Here is an 11,727-nt window from a genome sequence, read left to right as displayed (position 1 = left end):
TTCCATGAGGGGTTGGGGAGGGGACTTGTTATGAAAGGCTGGGGAGCGGTCTTTACACCCCACCCCGCCTTGATTTCACCTCACCACCTGCCTAGATTGCAGCCATCCGCAATACCAACAGGACGGTGCACCATGGATTTCAACCCGATCGCAATGCCGCTTTGCCTTGCCATACGGGAAACCCATGTCCATGCCTGCATCCATTACCCTTTCCAATCTTTCGTGGTCCACGCCTGACGGGCGGCCGCTTTTTTCCAATCTCGATCTGAGCTTCGGGGCCGAACGCGCCGGGCTGGTCGGCCGCAATGGCGTCGGCAAGACGACGCTTCTGAGGCTGATCACCGTTGATCTCGCGCCGCAATCCGGCAACGTCGCCGTCAGCGGGCGTCTCGGTGTCCTGCGCCAGACGGTGCAGGTCGATGCCGAGGCCACGGTCGCCGATCTCTTCGGTGTCCGCGAAGCCCTCGATATTGTCGCGCGCGCCGTGGCCGGCGAGGCGTCGGCCGAGGAGGTCGCTTCCGCCGACTGGACGCTCGAGGTCCGGCTTGCCGATGCGCTCGAGCGGATGGGCTTCTCAGCCGAGCCCGATACGCTGCTCACCTCGCTCTCGGGCGGCCAGCGCACCCGTGTCGGGTTGGCGGCGTTGATCTTCAGCGAACCGGATTTCCTCATCCTCGATGAGCCGACGAACAATCTCGATCGCGATGGCCGCGAGGCGGTGATAGCTCTCATCGAGAGCTGGCGGGGCGGGGCGCTTGTGGTCAGCCATGATCGTGTGCTGCTCGAACGGATGGATGCGATCGTTGAGCTGACGACGCTGGGCGCCAGGCGCTATGGCGGCAATTGGAGCGCGTTTCAGGCGCGCAAGGCGGTCGAGCTTGCGGCGGCCGAACACGACCTTGCGGATGCCGAAAAGCGGGTGGCGGATGTCGCCCGCAGCGCGCAACTCTCGGCCGAGCGGCAGGCGCGCAGCGACAAGGTGGGCGCCAAGAAGGCGGCGCGGGGCGATATGCCCCGTATCGTCGCCGGCGGCCTGAAGCGGGCGGCGGAAAACACTAGGGGCGACAAGGTCCGGCTCGGCGAGAAGCGGCGCGAGGAGGCGATGGAGGATGCCAGTGCGGCGCGCGAGCGCATCGAGATCCTACAGCCGTTTTCCGCGAAGCTGGCGTCGACGCATCTGCCCGCGTCGCGGGTGGTGTTGCGGCTCGATGGCGTGACGGCTGGATACGAGCCGGATCAACCCGTGATCACCGATCTCTCCTTTGCAATCACAGGGCCGGAGCGGGTGGCGGTCGAGGGGCCGAATGGTTCGGGCAAGACGACGCTGCTGTCGCTCGTCACCGGGCGGATCGCGCCCTGGGCGGGGACGGTCTCGGTGCCCGTGCGCCTTGCCGTGTTCGACCAGAGCGTCAGCCTGCTCGACCGGTCGCTGTCGATTGCCGAGAACTTCCGCAGGCTCAATCCCGGTGCGAACGAGAATGCCTGCCGCGCAGCGCTGGCGCGGTTCATGTTCCGCGCCGATGCCGCCCTTCAGCAGGTTTCGACGCTGAGCGGCGGGCAGTTGCTGCGCGCCGGCTTGGCTTGCGTGCTTGGAGGTGCGGAGCCGCCGCCGCTGCTGGTCCTCGATGAGCCGACCAACCATCTCGACATCGATTCCATCGCCGCCGTGGAGGCGGGGCTTGCCGCCTATGACGGGGCGCTCCTCGTCGTCAGTCACGATGCGGTGTTTCTCGAGCGGATCGGGATCACACGGCGGCTGTTGCTGCCATCGGGAGAGGATGTGCTCTGAGAGCGGGCGTATTCATCTGCAACGTTACAGATTTGACATTTCAAACCTATACGTAGAGTAGAGGACAGCCGGAAGCGCGACGCAGCCGCCGGCCGAGTTTGGAGGATTTCAGTTTGACGATTGATGCGAAGACCCCCGCCGCGAAGATTGATGCGAAGGCCCTGGCCGCCCGCTTCCCCGGCGATTTCACCTTTGGCGTGGCGACGGCCGCTTTCCAGATCGAGGGCGCTTCGAAGGCCGATGGGCGCAAGCCATCGATCTGGGATGCCTTCTGCAACATGCCGGGCCGGGTCTTCAATCGCGACAATGGCGACGTCGCCTGCGATCACTATAACCGCCTCGACGAGGATCTCGATCTCATCAAGTCGCTCGGCGTCGAGGCCTATCGCTTCTCGATCGCCTGGCCGCGCATCATCCCTGATGGCACCGGGCCGGTGAACGAGAAGGGGCTCGATTTCTACGATCGCCTCGTCGATGGCTGCAAGGCGCGAGGTATCAAGACCTTCGCGACGCTCTATCACTGGGACCTGCCGCTGCTCTTGGCCGGCGATGGTGGCTGGACGGCGCGGTCGACGGCCTATGCCTATCAGCGCTACGCCAAGACGGTGATGGCGCGCCTCGGCGATCGTCTGGATAGCGTCGCGACCTTCAACGAGCCGTGGTGCATCGTCTGGCTCAGCCACCTCTACGGTATCCATGCGCCGGGCGAGCGCAACATGCAGGCGGCACTTCACGCCATGCACTACATGAACCTCGCGCACGGCCTCGGCGTCGAGGCGATCCGCTCGGAAGCGCCGAACGTGCCCGTTGGCCTCGTGCTGAACGCCATGTCGGTCATCCCGGGTTCCGACAGTGCTGCCGACCAGGCTGCCGGCGAGCGGGCGCACCAGTTCCACAACGGCGCCTTCTTCGATCCCGTCTTCAAGGGCGAATATCCGAAGGAGTTCCTGGAAGCGCTCGGCGACCGCATGCCTGTCGTCGAGGAGGGTGATCTTGCTGTTATCAGCCAGAAGCTCGACTGGTGGGGCCTCAACTATTACACGCCGCTGCGCGTCGCCGACGATCCCAAGAAGACCGGCGATTTCCCCTGGACGGTCGAGGCGCCCCGCGTCAGCGACGTCAAGACCGATATCGGCTGGGAGGTCTATGCGCCGGCGCTGAAGCATGTGGTGGAAGATCTCTACCGCCGCTACGATCTGCCGGAGTGCTACATCACCGAGAACGGCGCCTGCGACAACACCGGCATCGAAGCGGGTGCGGTCAAGGACGCGATGCGGCTCGATTATTACATCCAGCACCTCGATGTCGTCGCCGATCTCATCAAGGACGGCTATCCGATGCGCGGCTATTTCGCCTGGAGCCTGATGGACAATTTCGAATGGGCGGAAGGCTATCGCATGCGCTTCGGCCTCGTGCATGTCGATTACGACACACAGGTCCGCACGGTGAAGACGAGCGGCAAGTGGTATTCGGAGCTCGCCGCGCAGTTTCCGAAGGGGAACCACAAGAGCGCCTGATTGCCCTCGGGCTAATTGTCTATGCGGCAGGTAGATTTTTTCCTGCCGCATCGCACAAATAAAAAAACATCCCTGTCCGGTTTCAACCACTGGCGGCATAAGTTGCAACAACAGGAAAGGCGAAACGTCTTTCCTTCCCGTCCGCAACGAAAGCCGCGTCCATGTCTCGCACCCGCGATTGTCTTCGAATGTGCCGCCCGATTGGCTAATCGGCGCGATAGCGGTTATAGAACCGCCAGTTTTTGAAGACCAACATACGCGAGCATGAAATGACACTCCAACACCAGGCCCAACAAGACGCTGCCCAGGGCGCGTCCGGCGGCCATTCCGGGCGAGAGCCAGAGGGCGCGGCGGGGGCGATCCCGATGGTCGCCTTTCAGGGCGCCGGCAAGCGCTACGGGCCATCAGGCGAGGGCGGTTTCACCGCGGTCGAAAAGGTCGATCTCACCGTTGCGCGCGGCGCCATCACCGGCATCATCGGCCGTTCAGGCGCCGGCAAGTCGACGCTGATCCGCATGGTCAACGGGCTGGAGACGGCAACCTCGGGCAAGGTGCTCGTCGATGGCGTGGATGTCGGCGCGCTCAGCGAAGAGGGGCTTCGCGGCCTGCGCCGCCAGGTCGGCATGATCTTCCAGCACTTCAACCTGCTTTCCTCGCGCACCGCCTTCGACAATGTGGCGCTGCCGCTGGAGATCGCGGGTGTCGACAGGCAGACGATCCGCGCCAAGGTCGGGCCGCTGCTCGATCTGGTCGGTCTCGGCGACAAGGCGGGCAACTATCCCTCGGAGCTATCGGGTGGCCAGAAGCAGCGCGTCGGCATCGCCCGCGCTTTGGCGACCGATCCGAAGCTGCTGCTTTCCGACGAAGCGACCTCGGCTCTCGATCCGGAAACGACGCAGTCGATCCTGGAACTCCTGAAGCGGATCAATGCCGAACTCGGGCTCACCGTTCTCCTCATCACCCACGAGATGGAGGTGGTGAAGACCATCGCCAGCCACGTCGCGGTGATCGATGCCGGTAAGATCGTCGAGGCCGGACGGACCTTCGACGTCTACACCAACCCGCAGCATCAGACGACGCGCACGCTGCTTGCCTCGGCGCTGAAGCTGCCGGAATGGCTGCGTTCGGGCATCAAGGCGCAGCCGTCTTCGGGCGACCGGGCGCTGGTGCGGCTGGTGTTCTTCGGCGAAACCGCCTTCAAGCCGCTCACGGGCCGGCTGGTCGCGGAGCTTGGTTCCGACGTCAATATTCTCGCAGGCGCGATCGAGGAGATCGGCGGAGAGCCCTTCGGTTCGCTCGTCGTTTCCTATTCGGCCGATCCTGAAGTGATCGCGCGCGCCGACCGCTTCTATGCGGAGACCGGTCTCAAGACGGAGGTGCTCGGTTATGTCGCCTGATATGATCTATAATCTCCTCTCCAAGGCGCTGATGCAGACCCTGCAGATGGTGTTCGTCGCCGGCATCGTCGGCTCGATCATCGGCCTGCCGATCGGCGTGTTCCTGGCCACCTCGGGCAAGGGCGAGCTGTTTCCGGCGCCGAAGACCAACCGCGTGCTCGGGCTCGTCGTCAACGCCGCGCGCTCGACGCCGTTCATCATCCTCGTCGTCGCCATCGTGCCCCTGACGCGTCTTTTGACGGGCACGTCGATCGGCACCTGGGCGGCGATCGTGCCGCTCACCATCGCCACCATTCCCTTCTTCGCCCGACTGGTCGAATCCGCCATCCGCGAAATCGACAAGGGGCTGATCGAGGCTGCCCGCGCCATGGGCGCCACGCCGTTCCAGATCGTCTTCAAGGTGCTTTTGCCAGAGGCCCGGCCGAGCATCCTGATGGCGCTGACAATGACCATCGTCAGCCTGATCGGCTACTCCGCCATGGTCGGCGCCGTCGGCGGCGGCGGGCTGGGCGATCTTGGCATCCGCTACGGCTACCAGCGCTTCAATCCCGAGATGATGGTGATTGTCGTGATCGTGCTGATCGTTCTCGTGCAGCTCGTCCAGAGCGCCGGCGACGGGCTTGCCCGCCGCTTCGATAAGCGCAACCGGAAAAACTGACCCTTTAACAACAAACCATAATTCAACACAGGAGACACCCATGAAGAAGTTCATCATCGCAGCCGCGCTCGCTGCCTTTGCAGCCGGCTCGGCACTGGCCGAAGACATCAAGGTCGGCGTCACGCCGGGCGAGCACGCGCAGATCATGGAAAAGGTCGCCGAGATCGCCAAGACCAAGGGCCTCAACATCGAGATCGTCGAGTTCTCCGACTATGTCGTGCCGAACCAGGCGCTCAACGATGGCGATATCCAGGCCAACTCGTTCCAGCACCAGCCCTACCTCGACAACCAGATCGCCGACCGCAAGTTCGATCTCGTCAGCATCGGCACGACGATCACCACCCCGATGGGCGTCTATTCCAAGAAGGTGAAGAGCCTCGACGAGCTGAAGGAAGGCGCCACCGTCGCCATCCCGAACGACCCGACCAATGGCGGCCGCGCGCTGCTCGTTCTCGCCTCGAAGGGCCTGATCAAGTTCAAGGACAATCCTGGTGTCAAGGTCACCGTCGCCGACATCATCGAGAACCCGAAGAAGATCGAGTTTGCCGAAATCGACGCCGCGCAGCTGCCGCGCTCGCTCGATGACGTCGATGCCGCCGTCATCAACACCAACTACGCCATGGAAGCCGGCCTGCACCCGAAGACCGACGCCATCGCCATCGAGAGCGAAAAGTCGCCTTACGCCAACGTGATCGTTGTCCGCACCGCCGACAAGGACGCACCGTGGGCCAAGACGCTGGTCGAATCCTACCACGACGAAAGCATCCGCAAGTTCATCAACGAACAGTTCAAGGGTGCGCTGATCCCGTCCTGGTAAGACGTGGTCTTATCCTTATCCGAGATGAAGCGGTCCGGCCTTGCCGGGCCGCTTTTTCGTTGGGGCGAATCGTCTGATGGCATAGACCAGTGGCATGGACGTCAAACCGCTCTTTCTCTATGCGCTCTGCGGCAGCCAGCGGAAGGTCTCGACCAATCGCCGGCTGCTGGAGGCTTTGTGCGATCACGCGCCTGATGACGTGACGATCGAGATCTGCGATCTCATCGGCGATCTGCCGATCTTCAATCCCGATCGCGAGGGCGAAAACACGCCTGATATCGTCGAGCGGCTGGGGGCGAAGATGCGTGCCGCCGATGGCGTCATCGTTGCCTGTCCCGAATATGCCCATGGGCTGCCGGGCGGGCTGAAGAACGCGCTGGACTGGCTGGTGTCGCGCGACGAAGTACCGTTCAAGCCTGTGATGATCGCGCATGCATCGCATCGCGGCGACTTCGCGCTCGGCCAGTTGACCGAGGTCCTGAAGACCATGTCGTTCGACATCGTCGAGGAGGCGCATCTGCGGATCGGGCTGCTCGGGAAGGACGATGCGGCGCAGACGGCGGTTCTCGATGCGGCCGTGCGAGACGGCGTTATTTTGAACGCGCTTGCAAAATTCTGCACGCACGTTCGTTAGGATATGCTTTATAAGTATATTTTAATAACTTTAACCGATTGAAATAAAATGATTTTTGTCGATCTTGCGTTCGTGCCGCAGATGCGAGAGTGCTTAATCGTTCAATCGCGTTTTAACCGTTTTTTGAAGGCTTCCCGTCAGTATTTGCCGACAGGGAGAATGAATGCCGTCGATCTTCAGCAAACGAAGCGCGATTCTGGGAGCTGGTCGCCACGCAACCGTGGCCGGCGTTCTATTTTCGTTTGCCGTCGTCGTCGCTGTGGTCACTATGATGGTGCTGAATGCGCTCGATCACGTGGCGCAGAAATCCAACGTACTCGATGACGAGCGCTCGCGCGAAACCGTCTCCGGCGCGCTGCAGAATTTTGTCGCGCAGCTCGGCGCCACCTTAAACGATTATGCCGCATGGGACGATGCCGCGACGAATGTCTACGCCACCGGCGGCATGGACTGGACCGTGTCGAACTATGGCGAGATGTCCGTCAACAGCGCGCTGTTCGACATGGCAATCGTGATCGACGACGACAAGAAGCCGATCATGGTCTATCGCGACGGCAAGCCGATGGCCGACAGTTTGCAGGATTTCTTCTCGCCGGCGCTCTGGGCGCTGTTCGACAAGGTTAAGGCCGCCGGCGCGCAGGAACTTCCCGAGGCGTCCGGCTTCATCAGCACGAAGTCGGGCATTGCCGTCGGCGGCGTGGCACTGGTGCGCGAAAAATCCGGTGCGCTCGCGATCGCGCCCGGCAAGCACCGCTATCTCATCTTCATTCGTCATCTCGACGCCGCCAAGATCGATGAGATCGGCAAGACCTATGTCATCGGCGGGCTGCGGCTCGTTGGCGCGGATCAGGCTGCCACATATTCCGTGCCGATCGAGGATGCGCTTGGCGCGTCGCTCGGCAAGCTGATCTGGACCTCGCGCGCGCCTGGCGATGTCGGCTATGCCGATGTGCGCAGCCAGGTGGTGCGGGCGATCTGCCTTGTCGGCCTATTCTTCGTCGTGCTGCTGATCATCGGCTGGCTGGCCGGGCGCAGGCTGAAGAGCGAGGAGATCATCGCGCGCGAGGATGCGCTGCGCGACCGGCTGAGCGGACTTCTGAACCGCGACGGCCTGCGCGTCTCCGTCGATGCGATGGTGACGCTCGCCAGGCAGTCTCAGGATAATGTCCAGCTTCTCTATCTCGACCTCGATGGGTTCAAGGAAGTCAACGATTCCTACGGTCACGGCACCGGCGACCAGCTGATCCGGGCGGTCGCGGCCGGGCTGAAGGTGCTGATCCCCGATGGCGCGGTGCTTGCCCGCATCGGCGGCGACGAGTTCGCCATCGTCTTTGCATCACAGCAGGGGGACGCGGCTGCATTGCAGCTCTCCGAGCATATTCTCGACTTCCTGGCCGAACCGCTGGAAATCGGCCGGCGCGTGGTCGTCATCGGCGCCAGCATCGGCATCGCGGTTTCGCCCGCGGGCAGCGTCGATCGCGAGGAGCTGGTGCGGCGTGCGGATCTGGCCATGTACAAGGCCAAGGAAGCCGGCCGCGCCCGCATGACGCTCTACGATCCCGCCATGGATGCCGATCGCGAGGAGCGCAACGCGCTGGAGCTCGATCTGCGCCAGGCGATCGAAGGCGGCGATCTGACGCTTGCCTACCAGCCGCTGATCGGAGCCGACAGCAACGATATGGTCGGCGTGGAAGCCCTGGTGCGCTGGAACCGGCCGGGCCATGGGCCGGTGTCACCCGATGTGTTCATCCCGGTTGCCGAGACCAGCGGCCTCATCGAGGCGCTCGGCCTCTTCGTGCTGCGCAAGGCCTGCGAGACGGCCAAGCAATGGCCGGAGCTCAGGATCGCCGTCAACGTTTCGCCCGGCCAGTTCCGCAACCCCGCCTTTACCGACTATGTGCGCTACGTGCTGCGCCAGACGGAGATCGAGGCCAAGCGGGTGACGCTGGAGGTGACCGAGGGTTACATGATCCAGAACCCGAAGCGGACGCGCCAGGCGATCGAGCAGCTGAAGACGCTGGGTGTGAAGATCGCGCTCGACGATTTCGGCTCGGGCTTCTCGTCGATCGGCTATCTCCGCCAGTTCGGCTTCGACCGCATCAAGATCGACCGTTCGCTGATCATGGATATCGAGCACAGCGAGAGCCAGCGCGAGATGCTGAAGGCAACCGTGGCGCTTGCGAGCTCGCTCGATATCCCCGTCACCGCCGAAGGCATCGAGACGCCGGAGCAGGCGGATATCGCCTCGCAGTTCGGTTGCGATACGCTGCAGGGCTTCTACTTCAGCAAGCCCGTCTCCGCCGAGGATATCACCGAGCGGCTGATGGATGCGCGGGCACGCAAGACCAGCGGACGGCGTGTCAGCGCCGCCTGATCAAGTCCCTATACCGCCCCTTGGACGATCTCAGGTGCCGATGTGCTTCTGGCCGCGTTTCTTGGCGAGCGCGATCTGCAGCTGGCGCTGGCGGTAGCGCAGCCGGTCTTCCTCGGTGCGGCTGCCGTAGCAATGGCTGCAGGACACGCCTTCCTCGTATTTCTCCGAGGTGATTTCTTCCGCGGTGATCGGATTGCGGCAGGCGTGGCAGAGCTTGTGGTCGCCCTCCTTCAAGCCGTGCTCGACCGAAACGCGCTCGTCGAAGACGAAGCAGGCGCCTTCCCACAGGCTCTCTTCCTGCGGCACTTCCTCGAGATATTTCAGGATGCCGCCCTTGAGGTGGTAGACCTCGTCGAAGCCCTGCTCCTTCATGAAGGCGGTGGCCTTCTCGCAGCGTATGCCGCCGGTGCAGTACATGGCGATCTTCGGCTTGTTGTGCAGGCCGGTGTTGTTCTTCACCCAGTCCGGAAATTCGCGGAAGGTCTTGGTGTTCGGGTCGACCGCGCCCTTGAAGATGCCGATCGCCGTCTCGTAATCATTGCGGGTGTCGATGACGATCGTATCGGGATCGGAGATCAGCGCGTTCCAATCCTTCGGCGCGACATAGGTGCCCACGATCTTGTTGGGGTCGATGTTCTCGACGCCCATCGTCACGATCTCTTTCTTCAGCTTCACCTTCATGCGCACGAAAGGCATTTTCGAGGCGCGGCTTTCCTTGTGCTCGAGGCGTGCGAATTCCGGCATGGCGCGCAGATGGCCAAGCACCGTCGCGATCCCCGCATCCGGGCCGGCGATCGTGCCGTTGATGCCCTCATGGGCGAGCAGCAGCGTGCCCTTGACGCCATTATCCTCGCACAGCTGTTGCAGCGGCGCGCGCAGGCTTTCGAAGTGCGGCACGGAAACGAAATGATAAAGGGCCGCGACGAGGAAAGGGCTCGTCGCCTGTTGGGTCGATGTGTCGGTCATGCGGCTGGAAATACAGCTTTCAGAGCGCAAGCGCAATCGCCCGAAGGTGCGGCTGATATTCAGCCGCCAAAGGCGATCCAGAGCATCTCGATGCGCATCGCCTCGTCATCCGCATCCGGGCCGAAGATGGTCTCGGCGCGATCCAGCGCATCGTGGCGGCCCTGCTGCTGGTGGAAGATGATGGCATAGAGCAGGTGCGCGAGGTCGTCGGCATTTTCGAAATGGTGATGCTCGGTCTCGACCAGTTCGCACAGCAGTTCGAGATCGTTGATGCGCCCGAGCAGGTCGACCAGCGTGCTCGCCGCATCGTATTTGGCGTTCATGGCGGTCGGCCAGAGCGGATTGAGCAGCTTGTGATAGGCGCGGTAATCCTGCGTGCGCTTGCGCAGCGTGTGAAAGGCTTCGGCCGAGACATGCCCTTCGCAGGCGGCGAGCGCCTTGCGCGCCTTGCGGACTGTCGTGTCCCACCCATGCGCCAGAAGCCGCCCATGTCGGCGGTGGCCGCCCTTCAGGTTGACGTCCTGAACGGCCGCGATCGCCCGCTTCAGCGCCGAGATGGTGTCGGAGACCACCTTTTCGGGATCGCGCCTTGCGGCGATCAGCCGGTCGCGCCGGGCGGTGAGCGCCACGACGATGCGGCCGAGCGCCTCGGCCTCGTCGCTGTCGCGGGCGCGTTCGTGCAGATAGGTGGCTGTCTCGACGAGGGCCGCCGCATCACGCAGGGAGGACAGCGAGCGGGCGATGCCGCGCAGCCTGATGTTCTCGCGTGCGGAAAATTTCGGCACGGCGCTCGCGACCAGGCGGTAGAGCGAGCGCACCCGCTTCAGCCGTTTGCGTGCCTCATGGATCGCGTGGTCCGTGCCTTGAGGCCGCGTTTCGAGCACATCGATCGCATGGCGCAGCTGGCGTCGCGCGAGCTTGTGAAACTGTGATTTGAAGGACCGGTCAGGCCGTATGCTGAAGGGCATGCCGGTCGTGCTCAAATTCGGTTGCCAATGCCTGATTTGAGTATCTGAAATCGCCGGTGACCTCGCGGCCGAGCCAGGCGGGAAGCGCCGGCCGTTCGGCTTCCGACCCCATCTCGACCTCGGCGATGACGAGGCCGCGATGCTGGCCGGCGAAAACGTCGACCTCCCAGACGTAGCCCTCATAGGGCACGCGGTAGCGGGTCTTTTCGATGACGATGCCGATCGCCGCACCAAGCAGCTCTTCGGCGTCGGTAACCGGGATTTCATATTCGAATTCGTCGCGGGTCATCTTGCTGCGGCCGATCTTGGTGGTCAGCCGCGCGCTCTTCCTGTCGATGATGCGCACCCGTACCGAGCGATCGTCCATAGACGCGATATAGCCCTGTCTGAGGACAGACTTCGTTTCCGCGCCGGAGCGCCAGCCATCGCTGCGTACCAGGAACTTCCGCTCGATCTCTTTTGCCATGACCGATGAACCTCTTTGACGACGGCGGGTACGCTAGCGCAATTTAGCTGAGGTTGATACCCATTCCGTTCCAAAGATGGTTGCGGTCTCGACAAACTTTAGCGGTAGGTCTATTCCGTTGCCGGAATTAAATCGTTTCAA

General features: G+C 62.9%; 10 protein-coding genes. 7 read left to right on the top strand and 3 right to left on the bottom strand.

Annotated features, from left to right (window positions below; all coding sequences use genetic code 11):
• Positions 1-190 precede the first annotated feature (190 nt).
• The 7 genes from J5286_RS19215 to J5286_RS19185 all read left to right on the top strand — a co-directional run bounded on the left by J5286_RS19215 (position 191) and on the right by J5286_RS19185 (position 9,186).
• A complete protein-coding gene (locus tag J5286_RS19215) occupies positions 191-1,789 on the top strand; it encodes an ABC-F family ATP-binding cassette domain-containing protein (protein ID WP_209191727.1) in 1,599 nt (532 codons plus the stop codon).
• 113 nt (positions 1,790-1,902) lie between these two features.
• On the top strand, positions 1,903-3,306 hold the full coding sequence (locus J5286_RS19210) for a GH1 family beta-glucosidase (RefSeq protein WP_245206299.1): 1,404 nt from the start codon (positions 1,903-1,905) through the stop codon (positions 3,304-3,306).
• Between the two features lie 365 nt (positions 3,307-3,671).
• Positions 3,672-4,703: a methionine ABC transporter ATP-binding protein gene (locus tag J5286_RS19205; RefSeq protein WP_209191732.1), complete on the top strand. Its 1,032-nt coding sequence runs from the start codon at positions 3,672-3,674 to the stop codon at positions 4,701-4,703.
• Positions 4,693-5,361, top strand: a complete 669-nt coding sequence (locus J5286_RS19200; protein WP_018901958.1) for a methionine ABC transporter permease — start codon at positions 4,693-4,695, stop codon at positions 5,359-5,361. The genes J5286_RS19205 and J5286_RS19200 overlap by 11 nt, the downstream gene beginning before the upstream one ends.
• 40 nt (positions 5,362-5,401) lie before the next feature.
• Positions 5,402-6,178 carry a MetQ/NlpA family ABC transporter substrate-binding protein gene (locus J5286_RS19195; protein WP_209191726.1) on the top strand — a complete coding sequence of 259 codons (777 nt, stop codon included), beginning with the start codon at positions 5,402-5,404 and terminating at the stop codon, positions 6,176-6,178.
• A gap of 94 nt (positions 6,179-6,272) precedes the next feature.
• Entirely contained in the window at positions 6,273-6,812 is a 540-nt protein-coding gene (locus J5286_RS19190; protein WP_209191725.1) for an NADPH-dependent FMN reductase, read from the top strand.
• Between the two features lie 163 nt (positions 6,813-6,975).
• On the top strand, positions 6,976-9,186 hold the full coding sequence (locus J5286_RS19185) for a bifunctional diguanylate cyclase/phosphodiesterase (protein ID WP_209191724.1): 2,211 nt from the start codon (positions 6,976-6,978) through the stop codon (positions 9,184-9,186).
• A gap of 30 nt (positions 9,187-9,216) precedes the next feature.
• Here J5286_RS19185 and trhO read toward each other — a convergent pair whose 3' ends face one another.
• The 3 genes from trhO to J5286_RS19170 are packed head-to-tail and all read right to left on the bottom strand — an operon-like array spanning position 9,217 to position 11,586.
• Positions 9,217-10,152 (bottom strand): oxygen-dependent tRNA uridine(34) hydroxylase TrhO, encoded by a 936-nt coding sequence (gene trhO, locus J5286_RS19180; RefSeq protein WP_209191731.1) that lies wholly within the window; start codon positions 10,150-10,152, stop codon positions 9,217-9,219.
• Between the two features lie 59 nt (positions 10,153-10,211).
• Complete coding sequence (locus tag J5286_RS19175) at positions 10,212-11,120, bottom strand: CHAD domain-containing protein (protein ID WP_026283626.1); 909 nt, start codon at positions 11,118-11,120, stop codon at positions 10,212-10,214.
• Complete coding sequence (locus J5286_RS19170; protein ID WP_112982625.1) at positions 11,098-11,586, bottom strand: CYTH domain-containing protein; 489 nt, start codon at positions 11,584-11,586, stop codon at positions 11,098-11,100. Before J5286_RS19170 ends, J5286_RS19175 begins: the two co-directional genes overlap by 23 nt.
• Between the last annotated feature and the right edge of the window lie 141 nt (positions 11,587-11,727).

It is taken from the genome of Rhizobium sp. 16-488-2b (genome assembly GCF_017741815.1).
In the GTDB taxonomy this organism is placed as follows: domain Bacteria; phylum Pseudomonadota; class Alphaproteobacteria; order Rhizobiales; family Rhizobiaceae; genus Rhizobium.
This window is presented reverse-complemented; position numbering and strand designations above follow the sequence as displayed.